This window comes from Pseudomonas sp. AC242, assembly GCF_979258655.1.
This window is the reverse complement of record NZ_OZ409873.1, coordinates 2032704-2053158: the sequence shown is the minus strand read 5'-3', so window position 1 is coordinate 2053158 and position 20455 is coordinate 2032704. Positions and strand designations below refer to the sequence as shown.

At 61.5% G+C, this 20455-nt stretch carries 17 protein-coding genes; 3 read left to right on the top strand and 14 right to left on the bottom strand.

Going from position 1 to position 20455, the window contains the following annotated elements; genetic code table 11:
- Positions 1–258 precede the first annotated feature (258 nt).
- The 5 genes from ACZZ0A_RS09415 to ACZZ0A_RS09395 form a co-directional block, all read right to left on the bottom strand.
- Positions 259–3357, bottom strand: coding sequence for an error-prone DNA polymerase (locus tag ACZZ0A_RS09415; protein ID WP_463542934.1), 3099 nt, complete (start codon positions 3355–3357; stop codon positions 259–261).
- Entirely contained in the window at positions 3333–4748 is a 1416-nt protein-coding gene (locus ACZZ0A_RS09410; RefSeq protein ID WP_463542933.1) for a Y-family DNA polymerase, read from the bottom strand. Before ACZZ0A_RS09410 ends, ACZZ0A_RS09415 begins: the two co-directional genes overlap by 25 nt.
- Before the next feature lie 7 nt (positions 4749–4755).
- On the bottom strand, positions 4756–5373 hold the full coding sequence (imuA, locus tag ACZZ0A_RS09405) for a translesion DNA synthesis-associated protein ImuA (RefSeq protein ID WP_007912516.1): 618 nt from the start codon (positions 5371–5373) through the stop codon (positions 4756–4758).
- The gene (gene lexA, locus ACZZ0A_RS09400) at positions 5373–5990 is read right to left on the bottom strand and encodes a transcriptional repressor LexA (protein ID WP_007912515.1); all 618 of its coding nucleotides are present in this window, start codon (positions 5988–5990) and stop codon (positions 5373–5375) included. Before lexA ends, imuA begins: the two co-directional genes overlap by 1 nt.
- A gap of 178 nt (positions 5991–6168) precedes the next feature.
- Positions 6169–7086, bottom strand: a complete 918-nt coding sequence (locus ACZZ0A_RS09395) for a LysR family transcriptional regulator (protein ID WP_007912513.1) — start codon at positions 7084–7086, stop codon at positions 6169–6171.
- Between the two features lie 103 nt (positions 7087–7189).
- Between ACZZ0A_RS09395 and ACZZ0A_RS09390 the strand changes: the two genes are divergently transcribed.
- The 3 genes from ACZZ0A_RS09390 to ACZZ0A_RS09380 all read left to right on the top strand — a co-directional run bounded on the left by ACZZ0A_RS09390 (position 7190) and on the right by ACZZ0A_RS09380 (position 11683).
- The gene (locus tag ACZZ0A_RS09390; protein WP_463542932.1) at positions 7190–8932 is read left to right on the top strand and encodes an amidohydrolase; all 1743 of its coding nucleotides are present in this window, start codon (positions 7190–7192) and stop codon (positions 8930–8932) included.
- A 144-nt stretch (positions 8933–9076) separates the two neighbouring features.
- Positions 9077–9814: a TorF family putative porin gene (locus ACZZ0A_RS09385; RefSeq protein WP_447784841.1), complete on the top strand. Its 738-nt coding sequence runs from the start codon at positions 9077–9079 to the stop codon at positions 9812–9814.
- Positions 9815–10024: 210 nt separating this feature from the next.
- The gene (locus tag ACZZ0A_RS09380; RefSeq protein WP_463542931.1) at positions 10025–11683 is read left to right on the top strand and encodes a phosphoethanolamine transferase; all 1659 of its coding nucleotides are present in this window, start codon (positions 10025–10027) and stop codon (positions 11681–11683) included.
- A gap of 123 nt (positions 11684–11806) precedes the next feature.
- Here ACZZ0A_RS09380 and ACZZ0A_RS09375 read toward each other — a convergent pair whose 3' ends face one another.
- The 9 genes from ACZZ0A_RS09375 to ACZZ0A_RS09335 all read right to left on the bottom strand — a co-directional run bounded on the left by ACZZ0A_RS09375 (position 11807) and on the right by ACZZ0A_RS09335 (position 20449).
- A complete protein-coding gene (locus ACZZ0A_RS09375; RefSeq protein ID WP_123375052.1) occupies positions 11807–12085 on the bottom strand; it encodes a DUF971 domain-containing protein in 279 nt (92 codons plus the stop codon).
- Complete coding sequence (locus ACZZ0A_RS09370) at positions 12082–13044, bottom strand: HEAT repeat domain-containing protein (RefSeq protein WP_463542930.1); 963 nt, start codon at positions 13042–13044, stop codon at positions 12082–12084. The genes ACZZ0A_RS09375 and ACZZ0A_RS09370 overlap by 4 nt, the downstream gene beginning before the upstream one ends.
- Positions 13041–13889 (bottom strand): ABC transporter ATP-binding protein, encoded by an 849-nt coding sequence (locus tag ACZZ0A_RS09365; protein WP_463542929.1) that lies wholly within the window; start codon positions 13887–13889, stop codon positions 13041–13043. Before ACZZ0A_RS09365 ends, ACZZ0A_RS09370 begins: the two co-directional genes overlap by 4 nt.
- Complete coding sequence (locus ACZZ0A_RS09360) at positions 13889–14668, bottom strand: ABC transporter permease (protein WP_095113405.1); 780 nt, start codon at positions 14666–14668, stop codon at positions 13889–13891. Before ACZZ0A_RS09360 ends, ACZZ0A_RS09365 begins: the two co-directional genes overlap by 1 nt.
- Positions 14669–14890: 222 nt before the next feature.
- Positions 14891–16315 (bottom strand): ABC transporter substrate-binding protein, encoded by a 1425-nt coding sequence (locus ACZZ0A_RS09355; protein WP_463542928.1) that lies wholly within the window; start codon positions 16313–16315, stop codon positions 14891–14893.
- Positions 16316–16532: 217 nt separating this feature from the next.
- On the bottom strand, positions 16533–16778 hold the full coding sequence (locus ACZZ0A_RS09350) for a 4Fe-4S dicluster domain-containing protein (RefSeq protein WP_003225615.1): 246 nt from the start codon (positions 16776–16778) through the stop codon (positions 16533–16535).
- A gap of 27 nt (positions 16779–16805) precedes the next feature.
- A complete protein-coding gene (locus ACZZ0A_RS09345; protein ID WP_414915782.1) occupies positions 16806–18536 on the bottom strand; it encodes a fumarate reductase/succinate dehydrogenase flavoprotein subunit in 1731 nt (576 codons plus the stop codon).
- Positions 18533–19300, bottom strand: a complete 768-nt coding sequence (locus tag ACZZ0A_RS09340; protein WP_463542927.1) for a GntR family transcriptional regulator — start codon at positions 19298–19300, stop codon at positions 18533–18535. The genes ACZZ0A_RS09345 and ACZZ0A_RS09340 overlap by 4 nt, the downstream gene beginning before the upstream one ends.
- Positions 19301–19483: 183 nt before the next feature.
- On the bottom strand, positions 19484–20449 hold the full coding sequence (locus tag ACZZ0A_RS09335) for a Gfo/Idh/MocA family protein (RefSeq protein WP_463542926.1): 966 nt from the start codon (positions 20447–20449) through the stop codon (positions 19484–19486).
- Positions 20450–20455: the final 6 nt, after the last annotated feature.

Genomic DNA, 20455 nt, shown 5'->3' with positions numbered 1-20455 from the left:
CACTGAATATTCCTTTTGAAAAACGGGGATGTCCCACCACGGCAATGCGCGGCGGGAGTTGAAAAGGGGCGGCATTATGACAAAGTGCCATCATTCGTGACAGGTTTTTTTGACGCCAATGAATTGGCCGTCTTGAACATTGATCGTTCCCACGCTCTGCGTGGGAATGCAGCCACGGACGCTCCGCGTCCGCTGTGACGCGGAGCGTCACGGGAAGCGTTACCACGCAGAGCGTGGGAACGATCAGATCAGGGCGCGCTAATGGAAATCGCGGCTCTGCACGCGGATGCCATTAAGCAGCGGGCTGAGGTCGCTCAAACGCCCGGCGATCAGGTGGCGCACTTCACCTTCGCGCTCCCAGCGGCCATCGACTTTCAGTAGTTGCGAGCCCACCAGCACTTGCCGCTGACGCTCGGCCAGATCACGCCAGACCACCACGTTGACGTTGCCGAATTCGTCTTCCAGGGTCACGAAGGTCACGCCACTGGCAGTGCCCGGTCGTTGCCGCCCGGTGACCAGCCCGGCGACGCTCACCGGCCGGCCGTGCTCGACGTCGAGCAATTCCTGAGAACTGCGACAGCGCCGCGCCTTGAGTTCGCCACGCAACAGCGCCAACGGATGCGGCCCCAACGTGGTGCCGACGGTGCTGTAATCGGCGTGCAGATCCTCGCCGACACTGGGTTTGGGCAGCTCCACCTTCGCCTCCTCCTGACTCGGCAGCCCGGCAAACAGACCCAACTGCTTCTGCACCCCGGCCACTTCCCAGCGCGCCCGATGCCGATGCCCGGCCAAACCGCGCAACGCCCCGGAATCGGCCAGTAACGCCTGCGCCCGACTGTCGAGTGCGGCCCGTTCGCCCAGATCGGCAACATCGGCAAACGCCCCGCGCGCCCGCGCCGCCTCGATGCGCCAGGCATCGTCCTCGCGAAAGCCCTTGATCATGCGCAGGCCCATACGGATCGCCGGTTGCGCCGCTGTGGTGGTTTCCAGGCTGCAATCCCAGTCACTGGCGCGCACGTCGACCGGGCGGATTTGCAACTGGTGTCGGCGCGCGTCCTGGAGAATCTGATCCGGGCTGTAGAAACCCATCGGCCAGCTGTTGATCAGCGCACAGGCGAACGCCGCCGGTTCGTGGCACTTGAGCCAGCAACTGGCGTAAGTCAGCAACGCGAAACTGGCGGCGTGGGATTCGGGGAAGCCGTAGCTGCCGAAGCCTTTGATCTGCTCGAAAATCTGCGCGGCGAACTCCGGCGTGTAACCGTTTTTCTTCATGCCGGCGGCGAGGCGTTCCTTGTGCGGTTCCAGTCCACCGTGGCGTTTCCACGCGGCCATCGAGCGGCGCAACTGATCGGCCTCGCCGGGGCTGTAGTCGGCGGCGACGATAGCGATCTGCATCACCTGTTCCTGAAACAGCGGCACGCCGAGGGTGCGTTTGAGCACCACTTCCAGCTCCGGTGACGGATAGGTTTCTTTCTCTTCTTTATTGCGCCGGCGCAGGTACGGATGGACCATCCCGCCCTGAATCGGCCCCGGGCGGACGATGGCCACTTCGATCACCAGATCGTAGAACTTCGCCGGTTTCAGACGTGGCAGCATCGACATCTGCGCCCGCGACTCGATCTGGAACACGCCAATGGTGTCGGCGCGGCTGATCATCTCGTAAGTCGGTTTGTCTTCGGCCGGGATCGTCGCCAGACTCAAGTCCATATTGCGATGGCGGCGCAGCAAGTCGAAGCAACGACGGATCGCACTGAGCATGCCGAGGGCGAGGATGTCCACCTTAAGCAGCCCGACCGCGTCGAGGTCATCCTTGTCCCACTGGATGATCGTGCGCTCGGCCATGGCGGCGTTCTCCACCGGCACCAGCGTGTCCAGCGGCTGCTCGGAAATCACGAAACCGCCGGGATGCTGCGACAGGTGCCGGGGGAAACCGATCAACTGCCCGGTCAGGCTCAACACCCGGCGCAGCACCGGGCTGTCCGGGTCGAAGCCGCCTTCGAGCAAACGCTCGACCGGCGGCGTTTCATCGCTCCAGTGGCCGCAGCAATCGGCCAGTGCATTGACCTGATCCGGCGGCAGGCCCAAGGCCTTGGCCACATCGCGCACCGCGCCGGCGGCGTGGTAAGTGCTGACCACCGCCGTCAGCGCCGCACGACCACGGCCGTAACGGCGGAACACGTATTGCAGGACTTCTTCGCGGCGCTCGTGTTCGAAGTCGACGTCGATGTCCGGCGGCTCGTTGCGCTCCTTGGACATGAAGCGTTCGAACAGCAGTGTGGTGCGATCCGGGTCGATTTCGGTGATGCCCAAGGCAAAACACACCGCCGAGTTGGCCGCCGAGCCCCGGCCCTGACAGAGTATTTTTTGCTCACGAGCAAAGCGCACCACGTCATGCACGGTGAGGAAGTAGCTTTCGTAGCCGAGTTCGGCGATCAGCTTCAGCTCTTTGTTGATCTGCCTCAGCACCTTGAAGGGCGCGCCCTTCTCCCAGCGCCAGGCGATGCCTTCCTTGGTCAGTTGCCTTAGCCAGGAACTGGCGCTGTGTTCCTCGGGCACCAGTTCCTTGGGATATTGATAACGCAATTCGCCGAGATCGAAGGTGCAACGCCGGGCCAACTTCACCGACTCATCCAGCAAGGCCTGCGGATACAACTCGCGCAACACCTCGACGCTGCGCAAATGTCGCTCGCCATTGGGGTGCAAACGCAACCCTGCCTCGGCCACCGGCACGTGATGGCGGATCGCGGTCATGGTGTCCTGCAAGGCGCGGCGGCCACGGGCGTGCATATGCACATCGCCGCTGGCCACGGCTGGAATCTGCAACTCGGCGGCCAGCCCCAACAACGCCGCCAGCCGCTGCTGATCGTCCTGGCCACGATGCAATTGCACCGCCAGCCACAGGCGTTCGGCGAAGGTCTGCTGCAGCCAACGGCCCTCTTCCACATCATCGAGTGAATCCGGCACCCACAACACCAGTAATCCCGGCAGCGCTTGCTCAAAGTCCTCGCGCAGCACTTGATACTGACCTTTCTGCGTACGCCGCCGCGCGCGCGTGATCAAACCGCACAGCGCTTGATAGCCTGCAAGGTTCTCCACCAGCAACAGCAGTTTCGGGCCGTTGTCGATGCGCACTTCACTGCCGATGATCAGCGGCAACTCAACGGACTTCGCCGCTTGCCAGGCGCGAACGATGCCGGCCAGCGTGCATTCATCGGTGATCGCCAGTGCCTGATAGCCGTGCTTTTTTGCCCGCTGAAACAGTTCCAGCGCACTGGACGCACCGCGCTGAAAACTGAAGTTCGACAGGCAGTGCAGCTCTGCATAACCGTCATTCATGCAAACCAGCCCTGCAGCCACAAGGGACCGCCCTCACCCACCGCGCGATAAGCCCAACCCTGTTGGCCGGTGCGGTTCTGGATCAGGTAATAATCGCGGCGCACATCGTCACCGTCCCACCAGCCGGATTCGATGCGTTCCGGGCCCATGAGAATCCGCGCCGAACCCTCTGCCACACTCTGCGGTTCACCCAATAACCAGCCCGGACGATGCACATTCGGCAAGCCTGCGCAGCGCTGTTTGTCGACGCCGTGCTGCCACGCACACTCCGGACGATGATCAGCCTGAAAGCGCAGCCCCTGCACGGCGTCATCACCCAAGCGTGCACGCAAGCGTTCGCGCAATTGCTCCCAGGGCAAGGTCTGCTGCGGACGGTCGTCGAACAGTTCCTGAAACTGCGGCACGAAGCTCGGCAGGTCCTCGGCACGCAGACGAAAACCACGCACGGGCGCCTCGACCTGCACTTGCTCGAGCCGACCACGGGCCAGTTCGAAGAGCATCGCCGGATCACGTTCGGCGCTGAGCAAACCGACTTTGATCACGCTGTCCGGCAGCCCGGCGTGTTCCAGATGCAGGTCGAAACGCTGCACGCCGCTGTCGCGCCCGCAAAGGAACGCCGACAGATCGCCAGTCAAACGCCGTAGCGGAAACAGCAGCGCCTGATGGGATTGCACGTCAAAGTTGAGTTCGATGCGCACATCGAAACGATCGGGCGGCAAGTAAAACTCCAGCGCCAAGGGTCGCGCGCCAAACAAGGTGTCGAGGTGCTTGAGCATCTGCGCTTCGAAGCGTCGGGCCAGCGCCTGACGCGGCAAGCTCTGCACCTGACTGAGGTTGCGCAGGCCCATGCGCGACAACGCCGTGGCCACGCTCGGCTCCAGGCCGACACGGTCGACGGGCAACTGGCCGAGGTGATGCTGCAAGGCTTCGCCGTCCGGCACCACCAAGCCATCGTAAGCATTGGCCAGTACCCGCGCCGCCACCGGATTCGGTGCGGCAACGATGCGATGGCGAAAGCCCAGATCGCTCAGTTCCTTGCGCAACCGTGCTTCAAACTGCGCCCAGGAACCGAACAGCCCCAGGCTCGATTCGATTTCGAACACCACGGCGCGCGGGTAATGCACGCTGACCTGCGCGCTGAAACCGTAGGCCCACGCGGCAAGAAACTGCTGCCAGTGCTCGACCTCGGCCACCTCGTAATCGGCGGTGGCAAACCCTTTGCTCATCGCTTGGGCGGCGGTCATCGACTGGCCAGCGCGCAACCCGAGTTTGCGCGCCGCCGGGTTGACCGCTTGCAGCACTCGACGCTGGGCCGGGCCGCTGAGCAGCACCAACGGCTCATCAGGATCGGGGCGCTGACGCAGCACGGCATCAAGGGCCAATTGCGGGAACAGAATACACACCCAGCGCATGGCGACCTCAGTGACCCACGGCAAAGGCAATCGGCGCCGCACGCGCCAAACCGCCACGGCACTTGAGCACGCGCAACTGCGCGGGTTTGGCATCGATGGCAATCCGTAATGCCGCCGGTGACGGATTGACCGCTTCGCTCAACGGACGCCAGGCAAACGCCAGGGTCTGGCCGGTTTCCGCCGCCACCTGCAAACGCCGCAACGCGCGGTCATCAGCCTTGTGAGGCCAGCACAGCACCGCGCCGCAACTGCCTGAACGCAGGCATTGTTCCGCCGCCCACAAGGCATCGCGTTCACTGGCCTGAATCACCGACAACTGGCGCAGATCGACCCCGGCGTTCTCCCACGCCTGCGGGTACGGCACGAACGGCGGCGCCACCAGCACAATGCGCTCGCCCGCCGCCGACAACCGCGCCAGCGTCGGCCAGACCAGTTGCAGTTCGCCGACACCGGGGCCGGCCAACAGGATTTCGCTCAGCGCCGCTTCCGGCCAGCCACCGCTGGGCAATGCTGCGTCGAGCGCGGCGTGCCCGGTGGGTTGCGGACTGGCGGCCGGCGGCGCAGGCCGGCCCCTCCAGACCTGGCCGCCATTGAACAGCGTATCCAACGCTACGACGGCGCCCATCAGCCTTGCCTCACCAGACCGCAGAACACCCCTTCGATGGCCAGATCCTGATCGTCGCGCACGACAATCGGCTGGTACGCCGGGTTGCGCGGCAACAGCCGCACTTCATCGCCGAGCCGTTCGAAGCGTTTGATAGTGACTTCACCGTCGAGCCGCGCCACGACGATCTGGCCGTTGAGCGCTTCGGGATTGCGCCGTACGCCGACCAGATCACCGTCGAGAATGCCGTCCTCGATCATCGAATCGCCCTGCACCCGCAGCATGTAGTCGGGTGTGCGGGAGAACAGCGCCGGGTCGAGCAGCAAGCGGCTATGGATGTCGGCATCGGCGCCAATTGGTGCACCGGCAGCGACGCGGCCGAGCACGGGGATGTCGAGCAGCTCCGGGCGTGGCGGTTGCCCGAGCAGGCGAATGCCGCGGGCCTGATGCGGATTGACCTCGATAAAACCGGCTTCGGTCAGCGCGAGCACGTGCTTGCGCGCCACGCTGCGCGAGGCAAAACCAAAAGCCTCGCTGATTTCAGCGAGGCTTGGGGGCTGACCGTGTTCGGCGATTCGATCGCGGATAAACGTCAGGATGGCGGTACGGCGGGGAGTCAGGTTCGTCATGGAGTACATTTGTACTCCTGTAGGATTTTCCTGACAAGCGCCACAGGTCGGCCCACCCCACGTTGATCGTTCCCACGCTCCGCGTGGGAATGCAGCCAGTGACGCTCCGCGTCACTGGACGCAGAGCGTCCCTAGAGGCATTCCCACGCAGAGCGTGGGAACGATCAGTACGATCAGTGCGGGGGAGTCAGTTAAGGCCGCGTTCGGCGAGAAATGCTGAGATGTAATCGATGAAGGCAACGACCTTCGCCGTGGCCCGGCGGTGGCTCGGGTACACCGCCAGAATGTGCGGGCCAAAGGTGTCCGGGTCGATCTCGTAATCGGCCATGACCCGCACCAGTCGCCCGTCGGCAATGTACGGCGCGGCGCTCCACAACGGCGTGTGCAGCAAACCGCGCCCGGCCAAGGCACTGGCCAGCAACAAATCGTAATTGTCACTGCGCAACAACGGCGCTGCGGGTTGCGCCAGACTCAAGCGCTGCCCGTCACGCTCGGCCCACCAGAATTCGCGGCTGAGTAACGGGTGCTGATAGAGCAGCCATTCATGCTGCTCAAGGGTTTGCGGGTTGACCGGCAAATCCTTGCGCGCCAGATATTCCGGGCTGGCGCACAACGCCAGACGATTGCTGCCGACCACCCGCGCAATCAGCCCCGGCAAGTCATCGTGGCCCTCGCGCAGCGCCAGGTCGTAGCCACTTTCCAGCAGATTGACGAAGGCATCGCACAGGTCCACTTGCAGGCTGATCTGCGGGTATTGCTGCAAAAATCCGTCACACACTTGATCGAGAAACGCCCGGCCATAGGCCAGCGGGGCGGTGATTTTCAGGCTGCCGCGCAAGCCGTGCTGCAACTGCTCGATTTCCTCGCTGGCCTCATCGAGTCGCTGCAACACCAGCCGTGCGGTTTCCAGGTACACCCGACCGATTTCGGTGAGCAGAATCCGCCGCGTACTGCGCTCGAACAGCCGTGCGCCCAGCTCCGATTCCAGGTGATTGACCGCTTTGGTCAGCGCCGACGGGGTCTTGCCCAACTGCTCGGCGGCGCGGCTGAAACTGCCGAGCTGCGCGGTGACCACGAACATTTTCAATGCACCCAACTTGTCCATGCTTTTTCCATTCAGGCAAAAACGTTTTTCGTGAGGCAGGCGTTCTGTCGGCCGTCGCCAGCCACTAATCTCGCCATCAGACGCAATAACAAGGAAATCTTCAATGAAAAGATTCATCCCGAAGCTGTTGGCTCTCGCTGTAAGTTTTGCCTCGATGGAAGCCATGGCCGCCGCCGATCTGGTGCTGCTCAACGGCAAGATCTTCACCGCCGACCGCACTCAACCCAAGGTGCAAGCCTTGGCCGTGGAGAACGGCAAAGTGCTGAAAGTCGGCACCGATGCGCAGATCAAAGCCTTGATCGAACCCGGCACCCAAGTCATCGACCTCAAGGGCAAAGCGTTGATGCCCGGCCTGATCGACAGCCATTCCCACGCGATTTTCGGTGGACTGGAAATGGTCTCGGCGAACATGGAAGACGAAGTCGTCGACCTCGACGAACTGCAAAAACGCCTGCGCGACTGGCGTGCAGACGGCAAGGCCAAACACGGCGATGTGCTGAGCATTGCCGGCATGAGTTCGGTTTACTGGGCGCAGGCCGAGGCCTTGGGCAACACCTTCAACAGCGGCGAATGGGCCAATGTGCCGGTGGTATTTATCGGCAGCGACCACCACACCGCGTGGGCCAACAATGTGATGCTCAAGCGCGCCGGCATCGACGCCGCACTGCTGAAAACCCTGCCCGACGCGGAAAAAGACACCATCGGCAAGCTGGCCAACGGTGAGCCCAATGGATTTGTGGTCGACGCCGGTTGGGATCGGGTCGCCTCGAAGATGCCGGTGCCGAGCCCTGCCGACATGTTGAACGCCGCCAAATCAGCAGTGCGCTACAACAACAGCCTCGGCATCACCGCGTGGATGGACCCGGCCGCCAACGCCGCGCCGGGCGAAGCAGTGTTCGCGCTCAAACCCACCGAGAAAACCGTCGGTGTGCTGCCGGCCTATAAAGCCTTGTCAGAAAGCGGCGACATGAGCGTGCACGTCGCGGCGCTGCTGGTGGCCAACCCGAAAAGCGTGCCCGCCGACCTCGATACGCTGGACAAGGTGCGCCAGCAATTTCAGGGCATCCCCAACCTGACCCTGCCCGGCATCAAGATCTTCGCCGACGGCGTGATCGAGTTCCCGGCGCAGAGCGCGGCGATGATCGACCCGTACAGCAACTCGCACAAACAGGGCGAACTGCTGATCGATCCGCAGCATTTCGGCGAACTGGTCAGCGCCATCGATCAGCGCGGCTGGCTGGTGCACATCCACGCGATCGGCGACCGCGCGGTGCGCGAATCGCTGAACGGCATTGCTCAGGCGCGCAAGGATCGGCAGAGCGACGTGACCCACTCGATCACTCACCTGCAAATGGTCAACCCAAAAGAGTTCGCCCGTTTCAAACCGCTCAACGTCATCGCCTCGATGCAACTGCTGTGGGCCAGCGCCGACGATTACACCACCGACATGATCAAGCCCTATGTCAGCGCCCTCGCCTTCCGCTATCAGTACCCGGCGCACTCGCTGCTGAAACAGGGCGCGACGATTGCCGGTGCCAGTGACTGGCCGGTGTCTTCGCCAAACCCGTTCAATGCCATGGCTCAAGCAATTACTCGCGTCGGCCCGTTGGGCGTGCTCAATGCCGATGAGCGTCTGGACCGCGACACTATGTTCTACGCCTACACCGTTAATGCGGCGCGGACGATTGGTCTGGAGAAGCAGATCGGCTCGCTGACGCCGGGCAAACAGGCCGACTTCATCGTGCTCGATCGTGATGTGTTCAGCGTCGACAACAAAGCCCTGCATGACACCAAAGTCCTGCAAACCTGGTTCGGCGGTCGTCAGGTCTACACCGCCACCCACTAACAACGCGTTTCCCCTGTAGGAACTGCCGCAGGCTGCGATCTTTTGACTTTGATTTTAAAAACCAAGATCAAAAGATCGCAGCCTGCGGCAGCTCCTGCAGGTTTACCTCCTGCCCCCATAACAATCACAACATCGGGACTTCACATGAAAGCCTTGCCCCTGTTCGCCCTGAGTTTCTTGAGCGTGCTGCCCTTGAGCAGCTTTGCGATCCCCTTGAACGATGATTTTGCGCTGTTGGTGGATCTCACTTTAGCCAGCGACTACCGGACCCGTGGCATCTCGCAAACCCAGAATGACCCCGCCGCACAGGCCGGCCTGACCCTCGCGCACAGCAGCGGTCTGTACCTTGGCGCGTGGAGTTCCAACGTCGATTTCGGCGGTGGCCTGAAAACCCGCCAGGAAGTCGATTACTACGGCGGCTGGCTGTGGCAGGCGACCGAGGAGGTCAGCCTCGATCTGGGCTACATCAAATACGCCTACCCCAAGGAAAGCCAGTTCAACCAGAGCGAGGTCTACGGGATTCTCGGCGTTTATGGGGTGAAACTGGCGGCGTACTACTCCAACGATGCGCCGGGGATCGATAGCAAGCAGAGTTCGCTGTACACCTACATCGGTTATGAAACCGAGTTGCCGTTCGACTCGGGCTTGAAGCTGCGCTACGGCAATATGGATTTCAAGGATCCGCATTTGTATTCGGCGTCCGGGCAGGACGAAGACAGTTATCGCGAATGGGAAGTCAAACTCACCCACAATCTGGCCGGGGTGGTGTTGGGCCTGAGCTACATCGACACCGATCTCTCACAGAGCCAATGCCTGAGCAACTGGGGCTTCAAAGACGTCTGCACCGCCACCGTCGTCGCCAGCGTCAGCAAATCCTTCTGACCCACCGAAATCCCTCTGTAGGAGCTGCCGAAGGCTGCGATCTTTTGATCTTGATGTTAAGAACAACATCAAAAGATCGCAGCCTTCGGCAGCTCCTACAGGAAATGGGGTCGAACTTGTTACAGGATGTTTACGAATTTTTTACTAATGCTCTTCTACAGTTACCCGCGCAACCGCGTGGCTTTCTATTCATGTAGAGGAATGTTTGACATGGCTTTGGGCAACGGACTGCGTTTACCGTCCATCACGCCTACCCGACTGGTGCTGCTGTTTTCCCTGGCGCTGGTGGCGTTGTACAACCTGGCGACCTGGAAGGCGCTGGGCACGCTGATCACCCTGCAGGGCGCGCACAAAGTGGCGTTTTTCGCTTCGTTCGGGCTGTTTTTGTGGGCCGCGATCGCCCTGCTGCTGACCCTGGTGTCGTTCCGCTGGACGCTGAAACCGCTGCTCAGCGTGGTCGCCTTGCTCTCGGCCTGCGCCGCGTATTTCATGAACGAATACGGCATCACCATCGACACGGTGATGATTCAGAATGTCTTCGAAACCAACCCCGCCGAAGCCACCGCGCTGTTCAACGGCAAGCTGCTGGCTTACGTGCTGCTGCTCGGTGTGTTGCCAGCGGCATTGATCTGGCGTTGGCCGGTGAGTTATCGGCCGTTCTTTCGCGGCTTGCTCAACAAGGTGTTGGTGATCATCGCCTGCGTGCTGGTGATCGCTGCGTCGGTGGGCGCGTTCTATTCGACCTACGCGCCGATCTTCCGCGAAGAAGACAAGCTCACCCACTTCATCAACCCGACCAACTACATCTACGCGATCAGCAAGTACGCCAAGCAACGCCTGGGCATCAAAAAGCACTTTGTGGTGCAGGCCATTGGCGAAGACGCGGTGATGAGCGCCAAGGCGGCCAGCCGCGAGAAGAAATCGCTGATGGTCTTTGTGGTCGGTGAAACCGCCCGCGCCGATCACTTTTCGCTGAACGGTTATACGCGCGAGACCAATCCCGAACTGAGCAAACTGGACATCCTCAACTTCACTCAGGTGCACTCCTGCGGCACGTCAACGGCGGTCTCGGTGCCGTGCATGTTCTCGATGTTTCCACGTGAGGATTACAGCGACAAGAAAGGCAAAACCTACGAGGGCCTGCTCGACATTCTCCAGCGTGCCGGCGTGCAAGTGCTGTGGCTGGACAACAACAGCGACTGCAAAGGCACCTGCCTGCGCGTGCCGCATCGCGATATTGCGAAGAACCAGCCGGGGCCGTTCTGCGATGGCAACAACTGCCTCGACGAGGCGCTGCTGCAAGATCTGCAAAGCTACATCGACAGCCTCAAGGGCCACGCGATCATTGTCCTGCATGCCGACGGCAGCCACGGCCCCGAGTACTACGAGCGCTATCCGAAAGACATGGAGCGCTTCAAACCGATCTGCCACACCAATCAACTGGGCAGTTGCAGCGGCGATGAACTGGTCAACGTGTACGACAACACGATTCTCTACACCGACCATTTCCTCGCCAAGGTGATTGAGCTGCTCAAGCGTAATCAGGACTCGCTGGACACGTCGATGGTGTACGTCTCCGATCACGGTGAATCGCTGGGCGAAAACGGTTTGTATCTGCACGCCGCGCCGTATGCGCTGGCACCTGAAGCGCAGACCCATGTGCCGATGGTGATGTGGTTTGGCGACGGCACGCTGGCAAGTGAAGGGATTGATCGCGGGTGTCTGCAAGGCAAGACCGGGCAGGCGGATTTGAGCCACGACAACCTGTTTCACTCGGTGCTGGGGTTGTTTGAGGTGAAGACCTCGGTGTATCAGCCGGGGCTGGATATTTTTCATGGCTGCCGGCCGGCGATGACGGCCACGAATTAACCAAACACTGAAGATCCCTGTGGGAGCTGGCTTGCCAGCGATAAGGCCGGCACATCCGGCATCTGTGTTGACTGACAAGCCGCCATCGCTGGCAAGCCAGCTCCCACAGGGTAAATGGTGCTCTCAGGAGGTGAGGTTTGCCAGATAGGCCCACGGGTAGATGCCGCGCTGGTGGCCGTCGCTAAACACCAGTTGCACGCCGTAGCCCTGGGGGTTGAGTTCGATCAGGCGCACGCGATCATCGACCATGGGCGTCAGGCCTTTCAGGCGAAACGCGCGGCATTGCGAGCATGGGCACTGGCGGCGCAGTTCGGCGTGGTTGAGCTGTTGTTCGCGGCCGTCCGGCCAGCTCAAGCGCAAGGTGCCTTCGCTTTGCGAATTACCGACTGACAGCGGGTTCATTGCAACTGACTCAAGGCAATGCGCACGGCTTTGCGCACTTCCGGGTCACCGTCGTCCTGCGCGGCCTGCAAGGCGGCCACGGCGCTGCGATCATTGAGTTCGCCCAAGGCCAGCGCGGCCTCTTTGCGCAGGTTGCTGATGCGATGAGCAAGGGTGTCGATCAGCGCATCCAGCGCCGGTGCGAAACGCAGACGACCGAGGCTGCGAGTAGCGCGCAGGCGCACTTGCCAGTAGTCATCGCTCAAGGCTTCGACCAGTGCAGAGCCAGCGTCAATGTGGCCGACCTTGCCCAAGGTCGTCGCGGCTTCTTCGCGCACTTGCCAGGCGTCGTCCTGCAAAGCCTGGCACAGGGCTGGCAACACTTCGGCGCTGGAGGCCAGTCCCAAAGCGCCAGTCGCAGCACGGCGCACTTCGGTGTCCGGGTCAGCGCTGGCCAATCGTGCCAGGGCGGGCAAAGCGTCGAGTTGCTTGAGCCAGCCGAGCACGCCCACGGCTTCACGACGAACGCTGGCGTCGGCATCGTTCAGCGCCGAAACCGCAGCCGGCGCGGCGTCGGCGAAACGCAACTCACGCAAGGCACGGAACGCAGCGATACGCACACTGACGTCGGCATGATCAGTCCACGGCAAAAGCACCTGCCCCGCCGCTTCCGTTTTGAGCAAGCTCAGGCTCTGCGCGGCGGCCGATTGCACGGCGGGCGACGGGTCGGTCAAGGCTTCACACAAGGCTTGCACGACGGCCTCATCTTCCCAGGCTTCCAGCAAACGTGCGGCTTCGGCGCGGACTTCTTCAGCGGGATCTTGCCTCAGGCGATCAACCAGCCAAAGCAAGCCATCCGGCTCTTCCAGATCCGCCAGATCAATCAGCGCAATACGCCGCACACCAGCATCTTCAGCAGTCAGGCGCGGTTGCAGATCGAGAATGTCTTGGTTATCGGTCACAGCAAAAATAGAGGTCATAGGGCAAATCGCGGCAAATGGTTTTCAGGAGGCAGGCCGAGCGGATTGAGGCGCGGCAGCGGTCGGTCGTTGTCGTGGCGCAGCAGGTCGAGGCAGTGGCGTTTGAGCCGGGAGAACTCGGGGCTGGTGACCAGTTCGCTGGTGCGTGGTCGGGCGAAGTCCAGACGCAAGTCTTCAATGATTCGCCCCGGCCGCGCACTCATCACCAGCAAGCGGTCGGCGAGGAACAGCGCCTCGTCGATATCGTGGGTAACGAAGACCACGGTGGTGCGGATCCGCGTCCAGATGTCGAGCAGCAGTTCCTGCATGTTCAGGCGGGTCAAGGCATCCAGAGCGCCGAACGGCTCATCCATCAGCAACAGACGCGGGCGATTGACCAGCACCCGGGCGATCTCGACGCGTTGCTGCATGCCACCGGAGAGCTGATCGGGCCAGCGTTCGGCGAAACCTTCGAGGCCGACCAGTTTGAGGATTTCGTCAGCGGCGCGATGGCGCTCAGCCTTGCCGATGCCACGCATTTTCAGGCCGAAAGCCACGTTGTCGCGCACAGTGCGCCACGGAAACAGCGTGTGATGCTGGAACACCATGCCGCGCTGCGGTGACGGGCCGGACACCGCCGCGCCATCGACTTTCAGGCTCCCGGCGTGAGCGCTCAAATGCCCGGCCAGAGCGCCGAGCAAGGTCGATTTGCCGCAACCGGACGGGCCGAGAATACAGACGAACTGGCCGGGTTCGATCTGGCAATCGAGTTCGCGCACCGCTTCGAACGCCTCACGCCCTGCGCCGAGAACGATGGACAACTGGCGGATGTCGATCCGCCCTTCCGGGGTTTGCATCACGCTCATCAGGCTTTTCCTCGCGGTCGATGCCAAGGCGTGAACAGCCCGCCCAAGCGTTTGATCAGCAGACTGCTGCCCATGCCCAATACGCCGATCAGCAACATGCCGACGACGATGTCGGCGTAGTTCTGAATGGTGTAGGACTCCCAGGTGTAGTAACCGATGCCGAACTGGCCGGAGATCATTTCCGCCGTCACCAGACAGAACCACGAAGTGCCCATGCCGATCGCCAGCCCCGTGATGATGCTGGGTGCCGCGCCTGGGAGAATCACCTCCAGCAGGATCGCCCGGCGCCCTGCCCCGAGGCTTTTCGCCGAGGCGATCAGTCGTGGGTCGACGCCCTCGACGCCGTGCACGGTGTTGAGCAGGATCGGGAACAGTGCGCCGGTGAAGGTGATGAAGACCATCGACAGTTCAGAGGATGGAAACATCAGGATCGCCAATGGAATCCATGCGACTGCAGGGATTGGGCGCAGGACTTCCAGTGGTGGCAGCAGCAGGTCTTCGGCCCATTTCGAGCGGCCGATGGCCAGACCGAGGGCGATGCCGATCAGCAGTGCGGCGAGGTAACCGGCGAACACGCGGCTGAGGCTGGCGATCAGGTGTTGCAGGAGCTTGCCGGAGTCGCCGAGACCCAGTGCAGCTTCGATGACGGCCAAGGGTGTTGGCACGTTGGCGAAGGTGACGAGGCCAAGGTTCCAGTGGTGGCTGGCGGCGAGTTGCCAGAACAGCAGACAGAGCAGCAAGGATGCGGCTCTTGATGTCCAGCGGATGGGTGTTTTCATGGAGCGGGTTTCCAGTTCTGGAGCTGTGTTGTGGCTGAGATTTACCCCCCTCACCCCAGCCCTCTCCCCCCAAGGGGGGCGAGGGGGAAAGGGAGCCGATCTTCATGCCTTTCAAGCCTGAGTTCGGCTCGGTATTTCCGGTCGGTGTACCTTGCCCAAACACCTCGGTCAGTCCCCTCTCCCTCCGGGAGAGGGCTAGGGTGAGGGGCTCTTGATCTTGAGTCAGCGGGCAGCAACCGCCTGGGCAGTGGCATCGCTGAAATCGAGGACCTTGCCACCCTGCGCCGAGGCATATTGCTGGGCCTGACCCTTGAGCAAAAACGCGCTCAGGCGCCCTTTCGAATCACTGGCAAACCAGGCCTGGTCCGCGAGCAGCTTGATCCCGCTGTCACTGGCCTGCGCATACACCGCCCGAATGTTTTTGCCTTCCTGCTTCAAAGCCGCCAGTGCAGTGAAGGCAGACTCGGCCGAGGCATAGCGGCGGACTTTGTCCTCACCGCGCACCCAGATTTCCGCAACATGGCTGAAGTCGGTGATTGCGTTACCGGTTGCGGCATCCGTAGCCTTCAGCGGCGTCTGCGCGTAGTTGGCCAACTGCGCCGTGTAATCCAGACCCGACGCCTTGAACGCCGCCCGGATGAACTGATCGTCGATGAAGGTATTCAGATCGAGCCCGCGATCAGCCTTCTTCAGCAGCTTCAACGTATCGATAGCCGTGCCGACTGCCTGGCGATATTCAGGCTTCCAGCTCAGGTCGCGGGTCTGCACGCCGAGCGGACCGTGGAACAGGTAATTCACTTCGGCATCGACCCCGGTGACTTTGGCGATCAACTCGCTGTACTTCTCAGGCTCGGCGGCGAGCAATTGATTGGCCTCGATGCTCGCACGCAGGTACGCGACGACAACTTCCGGATACTTTTTGGCGAAAGCCTGATCCACCAGCGCGCCATGGAATGTCGGCGCATTGGCCTGTGCGCCGTCGTAGATCTTGCGGGCGAATCCACGGCTCGGGAACAGCTCGGCGAACGGCACGAAATCGGCGTGAGCGTCGATCTTGCCGGCCTGCAACGCCGAGCCGGCGACTTCCGGCGGCTGGGCGATGATGTTCACGTCCTTGAGCGGATCCCAGCCCTGCGCCGCCACGGCACGCAGCAGCATGCCGTGGGCGGTGGAGGCGAACGGCACGGAAATCGTCTTGCCCTTGAGTTCGCTCAGCGCCTGCACGCCCGACGCGCTCGGCACGACGATGCCGTTGCCGCTGCCCTTGATACTGCCCGAGAGCACGCTGATGAACAGGCTGTGTTTGCCGGCGGTTTCGAACGCAACACCGTTGAACGCACCGGGGAAATCGGCCATGGCGCCGAAGTCGAGTTTGCCGGCAACCATTTCGTTGGTCAGCGGTGCGCCGCTGGTGAAGTTTTTCCACTGAACATCGTACTTCGCGTCTTTGTAGACGCCGTCGTGGGGCAGGTATTTGTCGAGCAGGCCAAGTTCACGAATCAACAGACCGCCAGCGGCGCAGTTGATGGTGGTGTCCTGGGTGCCGATGGCGATGCGGATGGTTTCGGCCGAGGCCGACACGGTGAACGAAGCCAGTACCAGACCGGCGATTGCTGCACGCAACATGAGTGTTTCCCCTCGAATCATTTATTTGAGTTCGTCTCCGCCGCGATCAGGGCGCGGTGGGAAACGAGGGGTTTTCGGTGAATCCAGCGTCCGGGTGTTTCCGGGTAGCTCTTATGTTGTCCAGGCGGGCCTCATCGCTGGCAAGCCAGCTCCCACAGGGATTTTCAGTGGGACACAGATGTCGCTAACAACAGAGGAACCTGTGGGAGCTGGCTTGCCAGCGATGAGGCCCTTTCAATCAACGCAATAAATAGGGGATGTCGACTTTGACGGCACCCGTCGGGCAATCCTTCTCGCACGGCATGCAGTACCAGCATTCATCGAACGCCATGTAGGCCTTTTGCGTCGCCGGATTGATCGCCAGCAAGTCCATCGGGCAGACATCCACGCACACGGTGCAGCCCTTTTCGGCGATGCATTTGTCCTCGTCCACGGTGACGGGGGCGTTGGAGCGGAAGAAGATTTCCTGAGCTTGATAGGCCATGGTTCGGGCTCTCTGGTTATTGATGTATCAAGCGGCGAAAGCGCCGACCCGCAAACGGTCGTAAGCCTGCATTTCCTCGGCATCGAGCGGGATGATGTAAGGCTCGACGGCTTTCTTGAAACTGGTCATCTGGCCGTCCTCGCCCTTCTTCAGGTGGCAATGACAGAACCATTCGCTGTCGTTGCGTTGCGGGTGATCGACGCGATAGTGGTACAGGCCCCAGCGGCTTTCGGCGCGGAACAACGAGGCGCGCGCGGCCATTTCGGCGCAGTCGCGGATCACGCTGGTTTCCATCGCGCGCATCAGTTCGTGGGCGTTGCTGGCCTTCATCTGCTCGAGATCGCGTTCGATGTCGCTGAAGCGCTGCAGGCCGATCTGCATCTTTTTGGTCACTTTCGGCGGTTGCAGGTAGTCGTTGACGAAGCGCCGCAGCTTGTACTCGACCTGCGCTGGCGGCAGACCGTTTTCACGATCCAGCGGTGCGTAGACCCGAGCCTTTTCCTTTTCGATTTGCGCGGCATCCAGCGCGGAAAACTCGCGCCCGGCGACAAAGTCGGCGGCGTTGTGCCCAGCGAACCAGCCATACGTGAACGCGCCGAGCATATAGTTGTGCGGCACAGCGGCCATGTCACCCGCCGAGTACAACCCTTTCACCGAGGTCTCGGCACGCTCGTTGACCCACACCCCAGACGCCGAGTGGCCGCTGCAAAAGCCGATTTCGGAGATGTGCATTTCAACCATTTGCGTGCGGTAATCGGTGCCGCGATTGGCGTGGAACTGGCCACGGCTCGGGCGCTCGTTGCTGTGCAGGATTTCCTCGATGTTCTGGATGGTTTCTTCCGCCAGGTGATCGAGTTTGAGAAACACCGGACCGTTGCCGCTCTCCAGTTCCTGGTGGAACTCCCACATCATCTGCCCGCTCCAGTAGTCGCACTCGATGAAGCGTTCGCCCTTGTTGTTGGCGGTGTAGCCACCCAGCGGACCGGTGACGTAGGCGCAGGCCGGGCCGTTGTAATCCTTGATCAACGGGTTGATCTGGAAGCATTCGAGGTTGGCCAGTTCGGCACCCGCGTGATAGGCCATTGCGTAGCCGTCGCCAGCGTTGGTCGGGTTTTCGTAGGTGCCCATCAAGTAGCCCGACGACGGCAAGCCGAGGCGTCCGGCAGCACCGCAGGCAAGAATCACCGCTTTGGCCTTGATTACGTGGAAATCGGCAGTGCGGCAGTCGAAGCCCATCACACCATTGACGGTGCCCTCCGCGTCGGTCAGCAACCGCGTGCAAACGAGACGATTGGTGATGCTCACCCGCGCACGTTTCAATTGGCGATAGAGGACTTTTTTGATGTCGTGTCCTTCCGGCATCGGCAGCACGTAGGCGCCCATGTGGTGGACTTTTTTCACCGCGTAATCGCCGGTTTCGTCCTTCTCGAACTTCACGCCCCAGCGGTCGAGTTGTTCGATGGTTTCGAAGCTGTGGGTCGCGTAGGCGTAAACGGCGGCCTGATTGACGATGCCGTCGTTGGCGATGGTGATTTCCTTGGTGTACTGCTCCGGTGTCGAGTGGCCGGGAATGATCGCGTTGTTCAGGCCGTCCATGCCCATGCTGATCGCGCCGCTGCGTTTGACGTTGGCCTTGTCGACCAGCAACACGCGCAGGTCGCGGTTCTTTTCTTTGGCTTTGATCGCGGCCATCGGCCCTGCGGTGCCGCCGCCGATGACGACGATGTCGTATTCCTGTTCGAGCACGTTGCGGGTCATGCCTGCTCCCCTTTTTGCCGGTCGATCCGCAGGCGGTACTGAAACGCATCGCCACGGTAGTAAAGGTGTTCGAAGTCCAGCGGCTGGCCTTGCGCGTCGTGGGTCAGACGCTCGATGCGCATGATCGGCGAGCCGGCCTCGACGTTCAGCGCCTGGGTCAGGTCGCTGTCGGCCAGCACCGCGTCGATGGCCAGATCGGCGTGGCCGAGGGCAATGCCGCAGTCGTTTTCGAGAATCAGGAAGATGTCGCGGGTGACCAGATCGGCCTTCTCCAGGCGCTCGCCGACGACTTTCGGCAGGTAGGTGATTTCCAGCGAGATCGGCTCACGGTTGATCAGGCGCACACGTTTGATCTGCGCGACGGTCTCGCCTTCGGCAACTTGTAAACGTTCGGCGACGCGCTTGTCAGCCGGGATGAATTTGAAGCTGCGCAGGCGGTTGATCACCTCGTAGCCACGCCCGGTCATCGACTCGGCAAGGCCTTGCAGGCTGCTGACGTTCTGAAAGGTTTTCGGCTTGGCGACGAAGGTGCCTTTGCCGTGGATCTTGAAGATCAGCCCTTCCTTTTGCAGATCGCCGAGCGCCTGGCGCACGGTGATGCGGCTGACTTTGAACAGCACGCCGAGTTCGCTTTCGGAGGGCATCTGGCTGTCTTGCGGGTATTCGCCGTCGAGAATGCGCGCACGGAGAACGTCGCGCAGTTGGGTGTGCAGCGGGACACTTGATAAGGAGAGCGGGCTAAGAGAGAGAACGTTATCGGTCATCGCGGGATCACTTGTCATAACGAGTTATGACGTGATCTTAGAGTTGTTATGACAAGGTTAGAAATATTGTTTGGGCATAACCTTAGATTCGGTGTTGAAAATCAAAAGATCGCAGCTTTCGGCAGCTCCTACAGGGGATCGCGGTCTCATGTAGGAGCTGCCGAAAGCTGCGATCTATTGATCTTAACGTTTGAGGATCTGGTCCATGACCCAGTCGGTCTTGAGCGCTTGTTCGGCGACTGCAGGGTGTTGTGAATCACCACGAATATGCGCATTCATGCCCAATACGTGATGCCACTGGATGTTTTCGTGATGAGGGATGTCCAGGCTGACGACTTCATCCGCATTCAGCTGCACAGAATGCTCATCAAACACCGAAAAACCGATCCGCCCGAGGCTGCCGATGATCTCGACCCGATCCTCACGCCGATCCGCAACAAAGCTCCAGCAACCCATGCCCAGCGCCCCGGAGGCGAACCGCCAACTGGCGCTGACCGCATCCTCTGCCGCGTACAACCCGGCCTGACGCGCGGTGAATCCGGCGACCTCGACGATGTCGCCAAGCAGATACTGGAACAGGTCAAAGCCATGACTGGCCAGATCGGCAAAGTAACCGCCACCGGCCACCGCCGGATCCGTGCGCCAATTGTCGCGACCGTCCAGATCCACCGGCGAAGGTGCCTTGGTCAGCGTCCAGCTCAAGTGCCGAACCTCACCGATGCGCCCCTCCGCCAACCATTGCCGCACCTGCGCAAAACGCGGCAACGAACGGCGATAGTAGGACACAAACAAGTGCAATCCGGCCTCGGCAAACACCTGCTGCATCTCGCGACTTTGTCCGGCATTCAGCGCCATCGGTTTTTCCACGCAGCAATGTTTGCCGGCGGCGGCGACTTTCAGGCTGTAGGCGTGGTGGCTGTCGGGTGGCGTGGCGATGTACACCGCGTCCACCTCGGGATCGTTGATCAGCGCATCGACATCGGTGTAGACCCGCGCGATGCCGTGGCGCGCGGCGTAATCGGTCACCGCTTCGAGGCGTCGGCCCATCACCGCCACCAGCGCCGAACCGGGCGCTTTGTAGAAGGCCGGCCCGCTCTTGCGTTCAGCGACGCTGCCACAACCGATCATGCCCCAGCGCACCACGTCCATGTTCAT